This is a genomic window from Arthrobacter sp. MYb214 (assembly GCF_002979865.1).
Taxonomy (GTDB): domain Bacteria; phylum Actinomycetota; class Actinomycetes; order Actinomycetales; family Micrococcaceae; genus Glutamicibacter.
This window is the reverse complement of the sequence record NZ_PCPZ01000001.1, coordinates 453,586-471,700: the sequence shown is the minus strand read 5'-3', so window position 1 is coordinate 471,700 and position 18,115 is coordinate 453,586. Positions and strand designations below refer to the sequence as shown.

Below are 18,115 nucleotides of genomic sequence, written 5' to 3'. Positions count from 1 at the left end.
GAGAGCAGTGAATCATGAGTGAAAAATTCGTCATCGCCATTGACCAAGGCACGACCAGCTCCCGCGCAATTGTCTTCACGCACGCCGGTGAGGTGCATTCGGTAGGCCAGAAGGAACACGAGCAGATCTTCCCGGCTGCCGGATGGGTCGAGCACGATCCAGCCGAAATCTGGAGCAACGTGCGCGAAGTGATTGGCCAGGCCCTGTCCAAGGCCAACCTGACCCGCCACGACATCGAGGTCGTCGGCATCACCAACCAGCGTGAAACCGCGGTGGTGTGGGATAAGAACACCGGCGAAGCCGTCTACAACGCGATCGTCTGGCAGGACACCCGTACCCAGGACATCGTCGACGAACTGGCAGCCGATGGCGGCCTGGAACGCTACAAGCAGACCGTTGGCCTGCCCCTGGCGACCTACTTCTCCGGCACCAAGATCAAGTGGATCCTGGACAATGTCGAAGGTGCCCGGGAGCGTGCCGAAGCAGGCGACCTGCTCTTCGGCACCACCGACAGCTGGGTGCTGTGGAACCTGACCGGCGGCGTGGACGGCGGCGTGCACGTCACCGACGTGACCAACGCATCACGTACCCTGTTCATGGACCTCAAGACCCTGGACTGGGACGAGAAGATCCTGGCTGACTTCGGCGTGCCGCGCTCGATGATGCCGCAGATCCGCTCTTCTTCGGAGGTCTACGGCTCCGTGCACACCAACCAGCTGCTGCGCGAGGTGCCCGTTGCAGGCATCCTGGGCGACCAGCAGGCGGCGACCTTCGGCCAGGCGGCCTTCACCGCAGGTACCGCGAAGAACACCTACGGCACCGGTTGCTTCCTGATCTTCAACACCGGCACAGAGATCGTGAATTCGACCAACGGCCTGCTGACCACCATGGCCTACAAGCTGGGCGAGAACGCACCGGTGTACGCCTTGGAAGGTTCCATTGCCGTGGCCGGGTCGCTGATCCAGTGGCTGCGCGACAATATCGGCATGATCGCTACCGCTCCGGAGATCGAGGAACTGGCAGCCAAGGTGGAGGACAACGGCGGCGTGTACATCGTTCCGGCCTTCTCCGGGTTGTTCGCACCATATTGGCGCTCGGATGCCCGTGGCGCGATCGTGGGCTTGACCCGCTATGCGAACAAGAACCACATCGCCCGTGCGGCCCTGGAGTCCACCGCATTCCAGACTCGCGAAGTCCTGGATGCAGTCAACGCCGACGCAGAGGTTCCGCTCACCGAACTGAAGGTCGACGGCGGCATGGTGGCCAACGAAGCCCTGATGCAGTTCCAGGCTGACATCCTCGGCGTGCCAGTGGTTCGCCCGAAGGTCACCGAGACCACCGCACTGGGTGCAGCCTACGCTGCTGGCCTGGCCGTTGGCTTCTGGAAGGACCTGGGCGAACTGGAAGACAATTGGGCCGAGGACAAGCGCTGGGAGCCAACCATGGATGAGGCTACGCGTGAGCGCAGCTTGCGCCTGTGGAAAAAGGCTGTCACCCGCACCTTCGACTGGGTCGACGAAGATACCAAGGCCTAAGCGCAACCGTGGCTTGGCCGGTTCCGAGCCGGCCGCAACCGGCAACGCCCGAATCACCCGGATGGGTGGTTCGGGCGTTGCCGGTTTAACCCGCGGGGCAGCTCAATCGCCTCAATCGCCCGATGCGGCCTCAGGGGTGTCTTCCTGGCCTGGACGCGCGGTTTCCTGCGCGGCGGGTCTGCGGCGCGCGGGGGACTCGCCGGCTTGCCGGGCGTCCCAATAGGTATTGCGGCGGGGCTTTTGCTCCGGATCGACATGTGCAGGCATGACCACGTGCGGCAGCCCATCGACATCGATGACCTCGAGCTGTCCGGCATGGCGCTTGTGGTGATCGGACGTGCACATTCCCGCCCCGGACCAGACACTGGTTTCGCCGCCTTCGGACCAGGGCTTCTGGTAGTGGTCGGTTTCGACATGATCCGGCGGCGCGGTGCAGTCGGGCACGATGCAGCCGCGATCCCGGGCCATGATCGCTTCGCGGATCCGGCCTTTGTGGTAGCGCATCTTGCGCCCCATATCCAGTACTTGGCTGTTGCCTCCAAGGACCATCGGGATGATGTTCGCCCTGGCGAGCAGCTGCCGGAGTTCTCCGGGCGGGATGTCGATGCCATTTGCGGTCATGCCGTGCGCGTCCGCCAGGTTCTGCAGATCCGCGAGCCACAGGTAGACCACGAACTTCGGGATGACGACTTTTCGCTCGCCGCCAGCAAATGGTGCGCGCAACAGCGCCATGAACGCGTTGAGCCGGCGACGATGCACATCGGGCTGCCCGGCGGGGGAGTCCTGCAGGTGCGGCTCGTCTTGCGCCCCGTCTTGCGGTTCGCCTTGGGCCTCTGCCTGCTTTGCGGTGCGGCCGCCGTCCGGGTTCTGGCCATCGTGAGCTTCTGGTTCCTCTTCGGCCCACGGCGGCATGGGCTGATCGCTGCGCAGCCACGACGGCGGCTCGGGTGCGGCTCCACTTCCGTTGCCAGCGTTCTGGCCTGCCGTGGACTCCTGGTCCGCTTGGGAGTCCTGGCCCTCTCGCGGGCCGCCGCTGGCGCTGGATCCCGAACCCGCCGGGCGCTGCTGCTGGGGATCGCGATCGGCCCGGCCGGCCTTGGTTCGTGGGTTGCCGGCCTGCGTGAGTACCGAATGAACCAGTTGCGCGTCGGTGGCATCGGTGCGCAGCGAGAAGAAATGCACGCCGTTTTTCACCGGGCCGATGAACATGCCGAGCTTGGGAGGCAGCTGCTTGCCGTGCAGTTCTTTGTAGGTCCTGATTGAGGTGCTGATCTGCTTCTGCGCGGCGGCGGGGCCCAGCTCCCGCAGGGAGTGGGCCGCGGCTTGGTCCAGGCTGCGGCCATCGGTGCCATGCGCCAGCAGCGGCACGGGCACGCCGTCAAAGATGGTGTCCTGCGGTTCGAGCCGTTCAAGGCGCCGCGCGGCGGAAGCGATGGCCCGGCGGTTGGCTGCGCCCTGCCCGTAGAGTTCGGCCAGATGCTTGAAACGCGGCGCGCAGATGCCGCCATCGGGGGTGCGCCGGCCAATGAGCAGGTGCGCGTCGGCAATGCGCCGTTGGGCTTCGAAGTAGCTGATGCCCAGCCATGCGGCCAGCAGCTGGGCGGTGTCCTTGTAGCAGCAGCGCCCCGGGGCAAGGTCCGGTTCCCCGGCAAAGAGCCCGTCGGTGATGGCGTCGGGGTCATCCGCGGGCAAACGCAGGGCCGCGTAGCTGTCCAGTGCCAGCGCCCGGGCGCCGGTGGCCTCGGCATGCAGTGCGCCGGCGTGTTGCTCGCAATGGACTTGCTGGGCGAACCTTTCGGTGAGCTGCAGATGCGCCAGGACCAGGCGCGGGTCGCCCGCATCGCGCACCAGCTTGCCCAGCGCGGCATACAGGGCCAGGCACAGGTAGCCAAGGCGCAGCACCATGGCACCGGACAAGGCCGGTCCGAGGTGCATCGGGGCCTGGCATGCGGTGCGCAATGCGGCGATCAGGGCTGGCGCGTTCATGGCTCCATGATCGGGCGCTGGAAGCTCCTGCCCCTGCGGGCAGCTGCGGGATGTGGATAACTGCGGTGGCGCCGCGTTTGCCGCTGTGTGCAATCTTGCGCTTCATCGATGCGCGCGTGGGCAGGGGATATGCGATAGAATCGCGATATGAATCCGAAGCGCAACCTAGCCTGAGCACGGCCCGTTGGCCGTACCCCCGAGTGGAAATTTGGGGGCTTTTGTTGTGTCTGGAACCAAGAACAAGTTTTTCCTATCGGAAATTTTCCGCAAAGCGTGTGAGAAGAGCAGCGTGACATCATCGACGAACGAACCCAGGACCTACGACTTCAAGGACATCGAGTCCAAGTGGCTTCCGGTGTGGGACGAACTACAGGTGTTCAAGCCCGCCGATGATGGCAGCCGCGAACGCCGCTATGTGCTGGACATGTTCCCCTACCCATCGGGCGATCTGCACATGGGCCACGCCGAGGCCTTCGCCATGGGCGATGTGGTCGCGCGCTACTGGCGCTTGCGCGGCTATGACGTGATGCACCCGATCGGCTGGGACTCCTTCGGCCTGCCCGCAGAGAATGCCGCGATCAAGCGCAATGCCCACCCTGCCGAGTGGACTTACAAGAACATCGATACCCAGGCCGCCAGCTTCAAGCGCTACGCGATCTCCGCCGATTGGGATCGCCGCTTGCACACCTCGGATCCGGAGTACTACCGCTGGACCCAGTGGCTGTTCAACAAGTTCTACGAGAAGGGCCTGGCCTACCGCAAGGACCACCCGGTGAACTGGTGCCCGAAGGACCAGACCGTGCTGGCCAACGAGCAGGTCGTCAATGGCGCTTGCGAGCGTTGCGGCACTGCGGTGACCAAGAAGTCGCTGAACCAGTGGTACTTCAAGATCACTGAATACGCTGACCGCCTGCTTGAGGACATGGAGCAGCTCAAGGGCCATTGGCCTGAGCGCGTGCTGCTGATGCAGAAGAACTGGATCGGCCGTTCCGAAGGCGCCGAGGTCACCTTCGGGATCGAAGCGCACGAGGACAAGCCTGCGCTGCAGATCCCGGTCTTCACCACCCGCCCGGACACCTTGTACGGTGCTACCTTCATGGTGGTCGCCGCCGACGCGCAGCTGGCTGGCGAACTGGTCACCGATGAGCACCGCGCCGCCTTGGAGGAATACCAGGAGCAGGTCAAGGCCCTGTCCGAGATCGAGCGCCAGTCCAGCGAACGCGAGAAGACCGGCGTGTTCACCGGCCGCTACGCGATCAACCCGCTCTCCGGGGAGAAGCTGCCGGTCTGGGCGGCGGACTACGTGCTGGCCGACTACGGCACCGGAGCCATCATGGCCGTGCCTGCGCACGACCAGCGCGACCTGGACTTCGCCAAGGCCTTTGACCTGCCAGTACGCGTGGTCGTCGAAACCGGTCTGGAAGACCCGAACGAAACCGGCACCGCCACCGCGGGCGAAGGCCAGCTGGTCAATTCGGGGCAGCTGTCCGGTTTGGAGAAGACCGAGGCGATCGCCAAGGCCATTGAGATCGTGGAAGCTGCCGGCACCGGCAAGCACACCATCAACTTCCGCCTGCGCGACTGGCTGCTGTCCCGCCAGCGCTTCTGGGGCACCCCGATCCCGATCATCCACTGCGCCGATTGCGGCGAGGTCCCGGTTCCCGACGACCAGCTGCCGGTGCGCCTGCCCGATAACCTGCGCGGCGAGCAGCTGGCCCCGAAGGGCACCTCCCCGCTGGCCGCCGCCGAGGAATGGGTCAACGTGGCCTGCCCGCAGTGCGGCGGCGCCGCCAAGCGCGACACCGACACCATGGACACCTTCGTGGATTCCTCCTGGTACTTCCTGCGCTTCGTCTCCCCGCAGTACACGCAGGGCCCTTTCGACCCGAAGGCCGTGCGCGACTGGATGCCGGTAGGCCAGTACGTCGGCGGGGTCGAGCATGCGATCCTGCACCTGCTGTACTCGCGCTTCTTCACCAAGGTCATCCACGACCTGGGCCTGATCGACGCGACCGAGCCGTTCTCCGCGCTGCTGAACCAGGGCCAGGTCCTGAACGGCGGCAAGGCGATGAGCAAGTCGCTGGGCAACGGCGTGGATTTGGGCGAGCAGCTGGACAAGTTCGGCGTCGACGCGGTACGCCTGACCATGGTCTTCGCCTCCCCGCCGGAGGACGACGTGGACTGGGCCGATGTCTCCCCATCGGGCTCGCAGAAGTTCCTGGCCCGCGCCTGGCGCATCGCCCAGGACACCACCAGCGAGGCCGGCGTGGACTACGCGGCAGGGGACAAGGCGCTGCGCCAGGTCACCCACCGCACCGTGCATGAATCCGCCGCGCTGCTGGATTCGGGCAAGTTCAACGTGGTCATCGCCAAGACCATGGAGCTGGTCAACGCGACCCGCAAGACCATCGACTCCGGTGCCGGGGCAGCGGACCCGGCAGTGCGCGAGGCCGCCACGGTGACCGCCCAGCTGCTGAGCATGTTCGCCCCGTACACCGCAGAGGACATGTGGGAAGCGCTGGGCTATGCGCCCTCCGTGGTCACCAGCGCCTGGCCTGAAGTGGACGAGTCGCTGCTGGTCGATGACACCATCACCGCGGTCGTGCAGATCAAGGGCAAGGTCCGTGCCCGCCTGGAGGTTCCGGTGGACATCACCGAGGAGCAGCTGCGCGCCCAGGCCCTGGCCCACGAGTCGGTGATCCGGATGCTCGATGGCAAGGAGCCGCTGAAGGTCATCGTGCGTGCGCCGAAGCTCGTGAACGTGGTTCCCGCCCCGTAAGCTCGGCTCATGACTGAACGCCAGAAAAGCTCGCGCGCGGGCTGGCTGCCCAAGTGGCTGGCCCCGCGCGGGCTTTCGCGTACCCGCATCGGGGTCGTCTCCGATTCGGCGTCCTGCCTGCCCGGGCATTTCGGGCCGCATCCGGACTTCATCGAAGTGCCGATCCCGATCATCGTGGACAACCATGTGCACGGCGAAGACCTGCAGGCGCTGATGATGGGCCTGGCCATGGGCAAGGCGGTGAAAACCTCGCGCCCGGCGCCAGGCGAGTTCGAACGCGCCTACCGGCAGCTGCTCGACGCCGGCTGCGAGTCGATCATCTCGATCCACATGTCCGGGGCGCTGTCGGGCACCGTGGAGGCGGCCCGCTTGGCGGCCCGCAGCTTTGACGCACCAATCACCGTGGTCGATTCGCGCACCGTGTGCCTGCCCCAGGGATTTGCCGTGGCCGATGTGCTGGCTGCCCGCGCCGCCGGCGCCCCGCTGGAGATGCTCGAGCAGATCGCCGGCACGGCCACCGCCAACACCGTGTACTTCGCGGTGCCAAGCCTTGAGCAGCTGCGCCGCGGCGGCCGGATCAGCGCGCTGTCCTCCGTGGTCGGCAGCTTGCTGAATTTCAAGCCGATCCTCGGGATTGCCGAGGGCTCGATCGTCGCCCTGGAAAAGCCCCGCTCCTTCGCGCGCGCCACCGCACGGCTGGTCGCCCTGGCCTTGCGCGACGCCCGCGACGCCAGTGGCGAGGTGCGGCTGGGGGTGATGCATTTCGGCGCCGAGGAACTGGCCGAGGAAATCGCCACCGAACTGGCACCGTTCAGCGCCATGCCGGTCGTGGTCGAGTCCCTTCCGGCGGTGCTGGCCGCGCATACCGGCCTGGGCGTGATCGCCGTGTGCGTCGCCCCCAGCTATCCACAGTCGGAGTCCATCCTGGATCGGCCGCCGGCGCCATAGCCCAGACTGTGGCCCATGGGCCGCCACGACTTCTTCAGCAAGTACGCGCCACGTCCCGGTCGCCTGAGATTCGCGATCTCGCGCGTGGCCGTGCTGGTGCTGGTCATCGTGGTGCTCGCCTGGATTGCGATCTCCATCCTGCTCGCGCCACCGCCGGTCGCCCAGGAGCTTGAAACAGTTCCGCTGGTATCCGACCCGTCCGCTTCGGCGCCGGAGGACCGCCAGTCCCCGAGCCTGGCCGCACCCGAGGTCACGGTCCACGTGGTCGGCGCGGTGAAGAAGCCCGGCGTCTACCAGCTGCCCGTGGATTCGCGGATTGCCGACGCGGTGGACGCCGCCGGCGGGCTGGCCAAAGGCGCACGTGCGCAGATGGTGAACCTGGCGGCCAAGCTGGTCGACGGCCAGCAGGTGGTCCTTCCGGGCGCCGAGACGGCCACGGAACTAGCCGCGGCACCGAGTGCGACGGCGGGCGGGAAGATTTCGCTCAACAGTGCCGATTCCCAGACCCTGCAGGAGCTTCCGGGGATCGGGCCGGCATTGGCAGCCCGGATCATCGACTTCCGCACCGAGAACGGCCCGTTCAGCTCCGTGGAAGAGCTGGATGCGGTACCGGGCATCGGTCCGGCGCTGCTGGGCCGGCTGAGCGAACTGGTGATCCCGTGAACACCGATTTCCGCGGCCTGTGGCTGCTGGGCGGCGCGTGGACCGCCGCCTACTTCACCCTCCCAGTCTGGTTGCTCTGGGTACTTTCCGCGCTGATGGCTATCCTGCTGTTCCTGCTATTGCGGCCCCGGCACGACCGCGCCTACGCGGCGCCATGGTTTACCGGTCCCATTATCCTGCTCCTGGGGGTGGTGGCCGTCAGCAGCCTGGCCTTCACCGGCCCCCAGTGCCAGCTGCCGGGCGCCGGCGAGCAACAGCGCCGTGCCGTGGTCCGCTTCGAGGACCCGGCCACCGCGCAGGGCCAGGGGGCTGCCGCCGGCCGGGCGGAAATCCAGCGGTACTGGGCCAACGGCCAATGGGTGCCATGCCGGGTGCCGGTCTTCCTTACCATTGATTTCGGGGTGCCGGCCACTGCGGGCGAGTTCGAGACCATCCTCGACTTGGAGGCAGCAGCTGCCGGCGCCTTCGATTGGTGGGCGCATGCCGCCAGTGAACCGCAGGTGAGCTCCTGGGTTGAGCCTACCGCCGCGGATTACCTCAAGGAACGGTTCACCCAGGGCCTGCGCGGCCTGCCGGACAATGCCCAGGCGCTGCTGCCTGGCATGCTCTATGGCGATCGTTCCGGACAGGACGAAGCGTTGAGCGAGGCGATGAGATCCAGCGGGTTGAGCCACCTGACCGCGGTGAGCGGATCGAACATTGCCCTGATCGGGGCCATTGTGCTGGTGCTGCTCCGGCTATTTTCGGTGCCACGGGCACCCAGCGCGATCTTGATGATTGGCGTGGTCGGGCTCTTCGCCTGGTTTGCCGGGCCGGATCCCAGTGTCCTGCGCGCCAGCCTGATGGGCAGCATTGCCGTCATCTCGGTGCTGCTGGGTCGTGGCCAAGGCTCTCTGGGAATACTGTGCCTGAGCGGAACCGCCTTGCTGGCTATCGATCGCTCGCTGGGTGCCGAACCGGCCTTCGCCCTGTCGATGCTGGCGACCCTGGGAATCATCATGCTCGCCCCGGCCCTGACCGAAATTCTTCTCCACATATTCCCGGCCTGGTTCGCGCAGCTGACGGCCATTTGCTGCGCGGCACAGTTCACCTGCCTGCCGGTGGTCATCGCGTTGAATTCGGATTTCAGCCTGTACTCGCTGCCCGCGAACCTCGTGGTCGCGCCGTTGCTGCCCTTGATTACTGCGCTCGGCATGGCCTGCCTGCTGCTGTGCACGCCGTGGCCAGCGCTGGAATCGGTGCTGATCTGGGTTCCGGGGCTGCCGGCAGAAGCCATTGGCCAGGTGGCCCATTTCGTTTCCGGGCTCCCCGGTGCCGCCCGGCCGTGGCCCGAAGGCCTACCCGGAATCGTCTTGGCAGTGATGCTCTCCCTGGTGCTTTGCACCCTGCTGGTGCTGGGCCGGGAAACCGAGAGGCTCCGGGTCAGGCAGGTGTCCCTAAGCGTGCTGGGAGCGATCCTGGTATTCGCCGTAGCGCTCGTTCTGCCTGCGACGCTGTTCTACCGGGAAGATATCGCGCCGCATTGGAGCATCGCCATGTGCGATGTGGGCCAGGGCGACGCCTTCGTCATCAATCTGGGGGATTCAGAGGGCTGGCTGATCGATACCGGACCACCGGAGAGCGGGTTGCTGCTGTGCCTGGAGCGGCTGGGCATCAGCACCTTGAGCAAGGTCTTCATCACGCATACCCACAGCGACCATTTCGGGGCCGTGGGCGAGCTGGAGAATTCGCACGTAAAGATTGGTGAACGCCTGGTCTCGACCGGGTTCGACCTTGAACTATGGCCCGGTGCACGCGCCTTGGAGCCCGGTACGCGGCAGGCTGCAGGGGAGGTGGGCTTCGAAGTCGTGGGCCCCGAGGCGCGCTTCGCGAAATACGCCGAACCCAACGATACGTCGCTGGTCATCCGGTTCAGCTTTTCCACCGGGTCCGGAACCATCGATCTCTTCACAGCCGGGGACATGGAAACCGAAGTCATGGATCGCCTGCTGCGCCTGCATCCGCAAGGGCATGCAGCGATCCTGAAAGCCTCGCACCATGGGGCACGCAACGGCGGTACCGAAATCATCGAGCAGATCCGTCCGCAGATCCTGCTGGTCTCCGCGGGGAAGGATAATTCCTATGGCCATCCGCACCCCGAAACCCTGGAGATGGCGCAGCAGGTCGGCGCGACGGTGATTCGCACCGACCAATCGGGTACCGTACTGCTCACATTTACCAGCCAGGGCGTTCTGGGTACCGCCCTGGGTACGCCAGTTCGGTAGGATCGTTATATCGACCGATGCACTAAGGAGTTCGATGGCACGCGCCCAAGCAAATCCGGGTATCTCATGGCGGGAACTGCGCCCGCAACCACTGATCCTGTTGACCGGTTCAGAGGATTACCTCGCTTCGCGCGCCTTCGAATTGCTGCGTTCCCAGGCATCCCAGCGGGACGATATCCAGCACACGCGTCTTGACGCGGCAAAGTACGAGCCTGGAGAGCTGCTCATGGCCACCAGCTCTTCGCTGTTTTCCAGCGCCAATCTGGTCGAGGTCCACGAACTGGCCCACATGAACGAGTACTTCCTCAAGGACGCCCTGGCCTACCTGAAAGACCAGGCTCCCGAGAATGTGCTCATCATGCATTACTCGGGTGGTACGCGCGGCAAGAAGCTGATTGACGCAATCAAAGCTGCCGGTGCCCTGATCGTCAATTGCCAACCGGTGAAAAAGGACTCCGAGAAGATCGACTTCGTCCAGTCCGAATTCAAGGCCGCCAAGCGCCGGATTACCAATGACGCGGTCAAAGCCCTCGTAGCGGCGGTAGGCAACTCGCTGGCAGAGCTTGGATCGAGCTGCTCCCAGCTGATTGCCGACACCACGGGAACCATTGACCAGGATACGGTCGACAGGTACTACGGCGGCCGGGTTGAAGCAACTGCGTTCAAGGTGGCCGATGCCGCAATTTCCGGCAACGCCCAGATGGCGCTTCGCACTTTGCGCCATGCGCTGGGTACTGGAACCGACCCGATTCCCATTGTGGCCACCTTGGCGATGAAGGTCCGCCAGATCGCCAAGGTCGCCGGCGTGAATGAACCCGCAGCTTCATTGGCATCCGAGTTGGGGATGGCGCCGTGGCAAGTTCAGCAGGCGCAGCAGCAGGCTCGCGGCTGGAAACGCAGCGATCTTGCCCTGTGCGTCGAAGAAATAGCGAATACCGACCGCATGGTCAAGGGCGGCAGCCGTTCACCGGGCTACGCGCTGGAACACGCCATCATGTTCATTGCAGGCAAGGCTCCGGGACGCTAGCCGCTGAGGTTCCAGGTGGGGGCGGGCACGATGCACTCCTGCGCGCTCCCACTGCTCTTTAATGAAGGCTAGCCATCAGCGCGTGCCTGCCTGGAAGCTTCGATGAGCAGTTCCGGGCAAAACAAAACCCCCGCACTCGATGAGTGCGGGGGAGTTGATGAAGTCTAAGCTCGGCTTAGAGGGCGTTAACCTTCTTGGCGATAGCCGACTTGCGGTTAGCAGCGTTGTTCTTGTGCAGAACACCCTTGCTTACAGCCTTGTCGATCTTCTTGCCAGCCAGGCGCAGTGCCTCGGTTGCCTTTTCCTTGTCACCGGAGACTACTGCCTCGTTGACGTTACGGATCACGGTCTTGACCTCGGAACGGACAGCTACGTTACGCAGACGTGCCTTCTCGTTGGTCAGGATACGCTTCTTCTGGGACTTGATGTTAGCCACTTTAATAAACTCTCTCGTTTATCGTTTTATACGGTCGGTAGAGGGTTCATCCTTCAGGCCATCGACTGAGCGGTGTGGGGCACCTATGGCGACCCGAAGGGGGCGTGTTGCCCAACCTGCGCAACACACAAAGATTAACTTTATCAGATAGGGAGCCTGACAACGAGTGCTTATGCGCGTTCGTTTAGGGCGTTCACCACATTTGAGAAGCGTTCGCGATCCAGGATGGCGCCTTCGCGGCGGACGGCTTGCTCGCCGACTCGGATAATGCGATCGAGCTTGACCTCGCTCGGACGCCGCTCGCGGTCCCAGTCCCCGGTACCGATGTCCATGTAGTTGCGGTCGCGGTGATCCGAGTTGTTCTTGTCCTTGCTGGTGAGCATCAACCCCAGCAGCCAGCCACTATCACGGCCGACGATCAGCACCGGGCGATCCTTGCCCTGCGAATAATCCTCTTCATAGGGAACCCAAGTCCAGACAATTTCTCCCGGATCGGCGTTGCCGTCCTTCGCCGGGTTGTACTCGTAGTGAATCTTGCCACGGTAATCACCCGGGTAGCCAGCACCCGCTGGAGAATCCTGCATGGAGTTGGCACGAGAGCGGCTTCCGGCAGTGCTCGGGGACCCGCTGGCCCCGCGGTTGCTGGCCGGGCGCTTGCTTGCCGAATTTGCGCGGACCTTGCTGATTTCCTTCAGCGCGCGCATGACGATGCTAAATATCTTCTCTGGATTCAGTGCCATGGACGACAAACTATCAGTTTCAGGCTGTCGAAATATGAGAAGACGCGGAAATCATGACAGAATGGAAGCTAATCCAACTATGTCTTTTAGTCAGCTAGTGAGGTCTGTTTAGGTGTCTCCATTGGCCCGCACCGCTCCGGTGCCTGCCGCGACCGATCCGTCGCTCATCCGTAACTTCTGCATCATTGCCCATATCGACCACGGTAAGTCGACCCTGGCCGACCGGATGTTGCAACTGACCGGCGTTGTCGCTGCCCGCGACATGAAGGCACAGTACCTCGACCGCATGGACATCGAGCGCGAACGCGGCATCACCATCAAGTCCCAGGCTGTGCGCATGCCGTGGGGAGCCGAAGATGGCACCCCCTATGCACTGAACATGATCGATACCCCCGGGCACGTCGACTTCACCTACGAAGTCTCGCGTTCGCTGGCCGCCTGCGAAGGCGCGATCCTGCTAGTTGACGCCGCCCAGGGCATCGAGGCGCAGACCCTGGCCAACCTCTATTTGGCTATCGAGGGCGATCTGACGATCATCCCTGTGCTCAATAAGATCGACCTGCCCAACGCGCAGCCGGAAAAGTACGCTGCCGAGCTGGCCAACCTGATCGGTTGCGAGCCAGAAGACGTGCTGAAGGTTTCGGGCAAGACCGGTGAAGGTGTTGAAGCGCTGCTCGATGAGGTCATCAAGCAGCTCCCGCCGCCTGTCGGCGATGCCAAGGCTCCGGCTCGCGCAATGATCTTCGACTCCGTATACGACACCTACCGTGGCGTGGTGACCTACGTTCGAGTTGTCGATGGCAATCTGTCTCCTCGCGAGAAGATCCAGATGATGTCCACCGGCACCACCCACGAACTGCTGGAAATCGGCGTATCCTCGCCGAACCCCGAGCCCACCAAGGGCCTGGGCGTTGGCGAAGTGGGCTACCTGATCACCGGTGTCAAGGACGTGCGCCAGTCCAAGGTCGGCGATACCGTCACCAACTTCCACAAGCCGGCCACCGAGTCCCTGGGCGGGTACGAAGAGGCCAAGCCAATGGTCTTCTCCGGCCTGTACCCGATGGACGGCACCGACTACCCGGTACTGCGTGATGCGCTGGATAAGCTGCAGCTCAACGATGCTGCGCTGACCTACGAACCGGAAACCTCCGTGGCCCTGGGCTTCGGCTTCCGCGTGGGCTTCCTGGGCCTGCTGCACCTGGAAATCACCCGCCAGCGACTGGAATCCGAATTCAATCTGGACCTGATTTCCACGGCGCCGAACGTGGTGTACGAGGTCATGGGCGAAGACAAGCAAATGATTACGGTCACCAACCCCTCGGAATTCCCGGATGGCAAGATCCTGGAAGTCCACGAGCCAATGGTTGCCGCCACCATCCTGGCGCCCAGCGAATTCATCGGCTCGGTCATGGAACTGTGCCAGACCCGCCGCGGCACCATGCGCGGCATGGACTACCTCTCCGAGGACCGTGTCGAAATGCGCTACCACCTTCCGCTGGCTGAGATCGTGTTCGACTTCTTCGACCACCTCAAGTCCAAGACCCGCGGCTATGCTTCGCTGGACTGGAAGGCCGACGGCGAGCAGGTTGCAGATCTGGTCAAGGTCGACATCCTGCTCCAGGGCGAGCAAGTGGATGCCTTCAGCGCCATTACGCACCGCGACAAGGCCTACAACTACGGGACCATGATGACCTCGAAGCTGCGTGAGCTGATTCCTCGCCAGCAGTTCGAAGTTCCAATCCAGGCCGCGATCGGTTCGCGCATCATTGCCCGCGAGAACATCCGCGCAATCCGCAAGGACGTTCTTGCCAAGTGCTACGGCGGCGATATCAGCCGCAAGCGCAAGCTGCTGGAAAAGCAGAAGGAAGGCAAGAAGCGCATGAAGATGGTCGGCCGCGTGGAGGTTCCGCAGGAAGCCTTCATTGCCGCACTGTCCACCGACGAGCCGAAAAAGAAGTAAATGCCTTCAGTACTGCCTGACGGCGATCCGGCTCCGGCCGATGGTCTGCTCCCTGCCTCATGCGCGCATGAGGCACAGGGGCGGACCATGTCCTTTTATGTGCATATTCCGTTCTGCACCGTCCGTTGCGGCTACTGCGATTTCAACACGTACACCGCCACGGAGCTGGGCTCCGGTTCCAGCCAAGCAACCTACGCTGCCACCGTCAGCAAGGAAATCAGCTTCGCCCGCGAGGTGATGGACCGTTCGGGCCAACCGCACCGCGAAATTGAAACTGTCTTCTTCGGCGGCGGAACTCCCACGCTGCTGCCCGCCGGAGACCTGGTCTCGGTGCTCGGCCGGATCCGCGACGACTTCGGCCTGAAGCCGGGCGCGGAAATCACCACGGAGGCCAACCCGGATTCGGTGACCCGCGAAAGCCTGCAGGAGCTGGCCGACGGCGGGTTCACCCGCGTGTCCTTCGGCATGCAGTCCGCGGTGCCCCACGTGCTCAAGGTGCTTGAGCGCACCCATGATCCGAAGCGCGTTCCGCAAGCCGTTGCGTGGGCGCGCGAGGCCGGCCTGGATGTCAGTGTCGATCTGATTTATGGCACTCCGGGGGAGAGCCTGGCAGACTGGCGCACCAGCATCGAAGCCGCGTTGAGCTACGAACCTGATCACATTTCGGCGTATGCGCTGATCATCGAGGAAGGCACCAAGCTGGCGGCCCAGATTCGCCGTGGCGAGGTACCGAACATCGATGATGACGACCATGCCGAAAAGTACCAGTTGGCCGACGACATGTTTGCCGCGGCCGGTTTCTCCTGGTACGAGGTCAGCAACTGGGCGAAGACCCCGGCGAATGCCTGCCAGCACAACATCGCTTACTGGCAGGGCGGCGACTGGTGGGGCGCAGGCCCCGGCGCGCATTCCCATGTTGGCGGGCTGCGCTGGTGGAATGTGAAGCATCCAGCCGCGTATCAGCAACGGATCGATGCTGGAATCTCCCCGGGCCACGGCCGCGAATACCCGGATGCCGAGGCCGTGCAGCTTGAGCGCACGATGCTGTTGACCCGGCTGGGTTCGGGCATGACGATTAGCGAGCTCGATGAAACCGGACGCAAGAAAGTCGCCGGCTTGATCGCCGACGAGCTGATTGATGCCAAGGCCGCGTTCGCCGGCACATTGGTGTTAACGCAGCGAGGCCGGCTCCTGGCCGACCTCGTGGTGCGTGAACTGCTCGATTTCTAAGACTGGGAAACCGCTGCTACTTCATCAGCCGCAGATTGAATTGGTAGCGGTAAGGGCGTCCCTTGTTGGCCTGGATGGCAGCAAGGGCGCCCGAGACCGTCATGAAGACCCAGAGGGCCACGGCGAGTACTGCGAAAAGCCAACCGATCACCGGCAAGACCATGAGCACATTGAATACGATGGCGAGAATGGTCAGCGGGAACGTGAAATTGAACGCTTCCTTCGATTCCTGTGCAGTGAACGGGCCACGGTCCCGGAATACGGCAAAGACGATTGCCGAAGGAACGCAACCCAAGATGGCACCGAAGTGGGCCATCATTGCCCACTGGCGATCTTCTGAAGGAGTCAGCGGCAGCGCAGAGGTCCTGGAACCTTCGAAGCGGGAATTCTCCGATGGCTTCGTCTGGCGTGATGTCACTATTTTTCCTTGTCTTGCTAAGTGTGGTTCCTCTTATCATAGCGACCGCGGCTGGGCGCACGGGGAGATTCGCAGACTAATCTCCAACTATTAGTCAATCGTTAGGAAACCGTAATCTTCGGTCGTGAGAAAATCGATCAATTCTTCAATCCGCCCCAAGAGCTGTGGTTCAAGCTGCCCGTAATGCTGCACCGTGGACAAGAGCCGCTGCCATCCGATGCCGATGTCTTCCGCGGTGGAGTGCGGCCAGCCAAAGGCCCGGAGCACACCGGTTTTCCAATCGGTGCCCTTGGGGATCACCGGCCAAGCCTTGATGCCCAGTGTCGCAGGCTTGATCGCCTGCCATACATCCACGTACGGGTGGCCGAGGATCAGCACGTTTTGCGCTGCACCGGGGACCTTCATCGCCTCGGCAACGATGCGCGATTCCTTGCTTCCGGCAACCAGGTGGTCAACCAGGATTCCCAGGCGGCGCTGCGCGGAGGGGGCGAAGTCGCGGATAGCCCCGGCAAGATCGTCCACGCCATGCAGCGGTTCAACGACGATGCCTTCAACACGCAGGTCGTGGCCCCAAACTTTTTCAACCAGCTCAGCGTCGTGCTTGCCTTCTACCCAGATGCGGCTTGCCCTGGCTTCCCGGGCCTTCAGTCCGGCAACGGCACGCGAACCCGAAGCCGAGACCAGCTTCTGGGGCGGTGCGGCCTTGGCAACGGGATCAATGATCTCCACCGCTTCGCCTTCGAGGAAGAACCCGAAGCCCGCCTGGAAGGAGCGGGTCTTGCCGTGGCGGTCCTCGAGCACGATCACGCGCATGCCACCGGATTTCTCGGTACGGATGACTTCTCCTACCCATCCTGAGGTGGCATCTTCCAGAATCATGCCACGTTCAACAGGGACCTGGCGGAGTTTTTTCGGTGCCGGTGCACTCAGATCCCGTGGTCCCCAGGAGTAATTAGTCACGTACTGCCTTTCGCTGTGATCGAATACGCTCGAAATCCAATGCTAGCAACTGCTGAACGTATTAGACTTGGCACTTGACAGGTTAGAGTGCCAAAGCCGGGCACAGGGAATCCAAGGAGGTGCTGTTGTGACAGAGCCGCGACGCCTAGACGTTCTGCGTGCCATCGTGGAGGACTACGTCCAATCCCGTGAGCCAGTGGGTTCCAAAGCGCTCCTTGACCGGCACAACCTCGGTGTCAGCGCCGCGACGATCCGCAATGACATGGCTATGCTGGAAGAAGAGGGGCTCATAGTCGCTCCGCATACTTCCTCCGGACGGATCCCCACCGAAAAGGGATACCGCCGCTTCGTCGATGAGATCGGCGAGCTCAAGCCGCTGTCGCGGGCTGAACGCGACGCCATCAACAAGATCCTGGACAGCTCCACGGACCTGGACGAGATGCTCAAAAGCACCGTTCGCCTCCTGGCGCGGTTGACCAACCAGGTAGCAATGATCCAGGTGCCGCACTACGACACCGCTTCGTTGAAGAACCTCGATCTGGTCGGACTGGGCTCGGCCCAGGTGCTGATGGTGATGATCGCTTCCAATGGCACGGTGGATCAGCGCATGATGCCGGTCCAGCGTTCCTACAGCGATGATGCGCTGGATGACTTGAAGCTGTGGCTGCTCAACAATTTCGGGGGAGTGAAGCTTGCCGAACTTGCCGGCCGGCTCACCCGCATCGAGCGCAATTCGACGCAGCAGGCCGACCCCCTGGTGGACCAGGTGATCGGTGCGCTGGAAGAAATGGCCCAGGCGGCCAACGCGCAACGCATCATCATGGCAGGCACCGCGAACCTCGCCCGCGTGGAAGGGGACTTCCCGCTGAGCATAACCCCGGTGCTCGAGGCGCTCGAGGAGCAGGTAGTGCTGCTCAAGCTCTTCTCCGAGCTGGAAGCCGATTCGCGCGGCGTGGCCGTGGCCATCGGCACCGAGCACCACTACGGGCAGCTGTCGGAAGCCGCCGTGGTCGCCACCACCTACGGCACCGATGTGCGCAACAAGCTCGGGGTCCTGGGCCCCACCCGGATGAACTATCCAACCTCCATGGCCTCGGTTCGTGCGGTGGCACGGTACCTGTCGAAGATTTTGGCTAACTAGCCTCGCTGGGCACCGCCCGGCACTACCG

14 protein-coding genes are annotated in these 18,115 nt (G+C 63.5%); 9 read left to right on the top strand and 5 right to left on the bottom strand.

All coding sequences use genetic code 11. The features are described 5' to 3' along the window. Positions 1 to 14: 14 nt before the first annotated feature. On the top strand, positions 15 to 1,535 hold the full coding sequence (gene glpK / locus CQ012_RS02060; protein ID WP_105658318.1) for a glycerol kinase GlpK: 1,521 nt from the start codon (positions 15 to 17) through the stop codon (positions 1,533 to 1,535). Between the two features lie 111 nt (positions 1,536 to 1,646). On the opposite strand, the gene CQ012_RS02055 is transcribed toward glpK, so the two are convergent. Next, entirely contained in the window at positions 1,647 to 3,521 is a 1,875-nt protein-coding gene (locus CQ012_RS02055) for an HNH endonuclease (protein WP_105658319.1), read from the bottom strand. Between the two features lie 289 nt (positions 3,522 to 3,810). Here CQ012_RS02055 and leuS point away from each other — a divergent pair, with 289 nt between their 5' ends. From leuS to holA, 5 genes are read left to right on the top strand one after another with little or no spacing between them, the layout of a single operon-like run. Further along, the gene (gene leuS, locus CQ012_RS02050) at positions 3,811 to 6,300 is read left to right on the top strand and encodes a leucine--tRNA ligase (RefSeq protein WP_181148905.1); all 2,490 of its coding nucleotides are present in this window, start codon (positions 3,811 to 3,813) and stop codon (positions 6,298 to 6,300) included. Between the two features lie 9 nt (positions 6,301 to 6,309). Then, on the top strand, positions 6,310 to 7,248 hold the full coding sequence (locus CQ012_RS02045; RefSeq protein WP_105658320.1) for a DegV family protein: 939 nt from the start codon (positions 6,310 to 6,312) through the stop codon (positions 7,246 to 7,248). Between the two features lie 15 nt (positions 7,249 to 7,263). Next, positions 7,264 to 7,911 (top strand): ComEA family DNA-binding protein, encoded by a 648-nt coding sequence (locus CQ012_RS02040; protein WP_105658321.1) that lies wholly within the window; start codon positions 7,264 to 7,266, stop codon positions 7,909 to 7,911. After that, a complete protein-coding gene (locus CQ012_RS02035; protein WP_105661290.1) occupies positions 7,908 to 10,175 on the top strand; it encodes a ComEC/Rec2 family competence protein in 2,268 nt (755 codons plus the stop codon). Before CQ012_RS02040 ends, CQ012_RS02035 begins: the two co-directional genes overlap by 4 nt. Positions 10,176 to 10,209: 34 nt before the next feature. Further along, positions 10,210 to 11,202, top strand: a complete 993-nt coding sequence (gene holA, locus CQ012_RS02030; protein WP_105658323.1) for a DNA polymerase III subunit delta — start codon at positions 10,210 to 10,212, stop codon at positions 11,200 to 11,202. A gap of 175 nt (positions 11,203 to 11,377) precedes the next feature. On the opposite strand, the gene rpsT is transcribed toward holA, so the two are convergent. Then, positions 11,378 to 11,638: a 30S ribosomal protein S20 gene (gene rpsT, locus CQ012_RS02025; RefSeq protein ID WP_105658324.1), complete on the bottom strand. Its 261-nt coding sequence runs from the start codon at positions 11,636 to 11,638 to the stop codon at positions 11,378 to 11,380. A gap of 170 nt (positions 11,639 to 11,808) precedes the next feature. Continuing rightward, positions 11,809 to 12,378, bottom strand: coding sequence for a type II toxin-antitoxin system PemK/MazF family toxin (locus tag CQ012_RS02020; protein ID WP_105658325.1), 570 nt, complete (start codon positions 12,376 to 12,378; stop codon positions 11,809 to 11,811). 112 nt (positions 12,379 to 12,490) lie between these two features. Between CQ012_RS02020 and lepA the strand changes: the two genes are divergently transcribed. Beyond that, a complete protein-coding gene (gene lepA / locus CQ012_RS02015; protein ID WP_105658326.1) occupies positions 12,491 to 14,338 on the top strand; it encodes a translation elongation factor 4 in 1,848 nt (615 codons plus the stop codon). After that, positions 14,339 to 15,568, top strand: coding sequence for a radical SAM family heme chaperone HemW (gene hemW / locus CQ012_RS02010; RefSeq protein WP_105661289.1), 1,230 nt, complete (start codon positions 14,339 to 14,341; stop codon positions 15,566 to 15,568). Between the two features lie 16 nt (positions 15,569 to 15,584). Here hemW and CQ012_RS02005 read toward each other — a convergent pair whose 3' ends face one another. Both CQ012_RS02005 and CQ012_RS02000 read right to left on the bottom strand, forming a co-directional pair. Beyond that, complete coding sequence (locus CQ012_RS02005; protein WP_105658328.1) at positions 15,585 to 15,986, bottom strand: DUF4870 domain-containing protein; 402 nt, start codon at positions 15,984 to 15,986, stop codon at positions 15,585 to 15,587. 90 nt (positions 15,987 to 16,076) lie between these two features. Continuing rightward, the gene (locus CQ012_RS02000) at positions 16,077 to 16,946 is read right to left on the bottom strand and encodes a DUF3097 domain-containing protein (RefSeq protein WP_105661288.1); all 870 of its coding nucleotides are present in this window, start codon (positions 16,944 to 16,946) and stop codon (positions 16,077 to 16,079) included. A 127-nt stretch (positions 16,947 to 17,073) separates the two neighbouring features. Here CQ012_RS02000 and hrcA point away from each other — a divergent pair, with 127 nt between their 5' ends. Next, the gene (gene hrcA, locus CQ012_RS01995) at positions 17,074 to 18,087 is read left to right on the top strand and encodes a heat-inducible transcriptional repressor HrcA (protein WP_105661287.1); all 1,014 of its coding nucleotides are present in this window, start codon (positions 17,074 to 17,076) and stop codon (positions 18,085 to 18,087) included. The last annotated feature ends 28 nt before the right edge of the window (positions 18,088 to 18,115 follow it).

What these genes read in the sequence shown, in the direction of transcription:
- CQ012_RS02045 (WP_105658320.1), top strand. Translation starts at nt 6,310, where the DNA reads ATGACTGAACGCCAGAAAAGCTCGCGCGCGGGCTGGCTGCCCAAGTGG.
- CQ012_RS02040 (WP_105658321.1), top strand. Translation starts at nt 7,264, where the DNA reads ATGGGCCGCCACGACTTCTTCAGCAAGTACGCGCCACGTCCCGGTCGC.
- holA (WP_105658323.1), top strand. Translation starts at nt 10,210, where the DNA reads ATGGCACGCGCCCAAGCAAATCCGGGTATCTCATGGCGGGAACTGCGC.
- CQ012_RS02055 (WP_105658319.1), bottom strand. Translation starts at nt 3,521, where the DNA reads ATGAACGCGCCAGCCCTGATCGCCGCATTGCGCACCGCATGCCAGGCC.
- hemW (WP_105661289.1), top strand. Translation starts at nt 14,339, where the DNA reads ATGCCTTCAGTACTGCCTGACGGCGATCCGGCTCCGGCCGATGGTCTG.
- CQ012_RS02020 (WP_105658325.1), bottom strand. Translation starts at nt 12,378, where the DNA reads ATGGCACTGAATCCAGAGAAGATATTTAGCATCGTCATGCGCGCGCTG.
- glpK (WP_105658318.1), top strand. Translation starts at nt 15, where the DNA reads ATGAGTGAAAAATTCGTCATCGCCATTGACCAAGGCACGACCAGCTCC.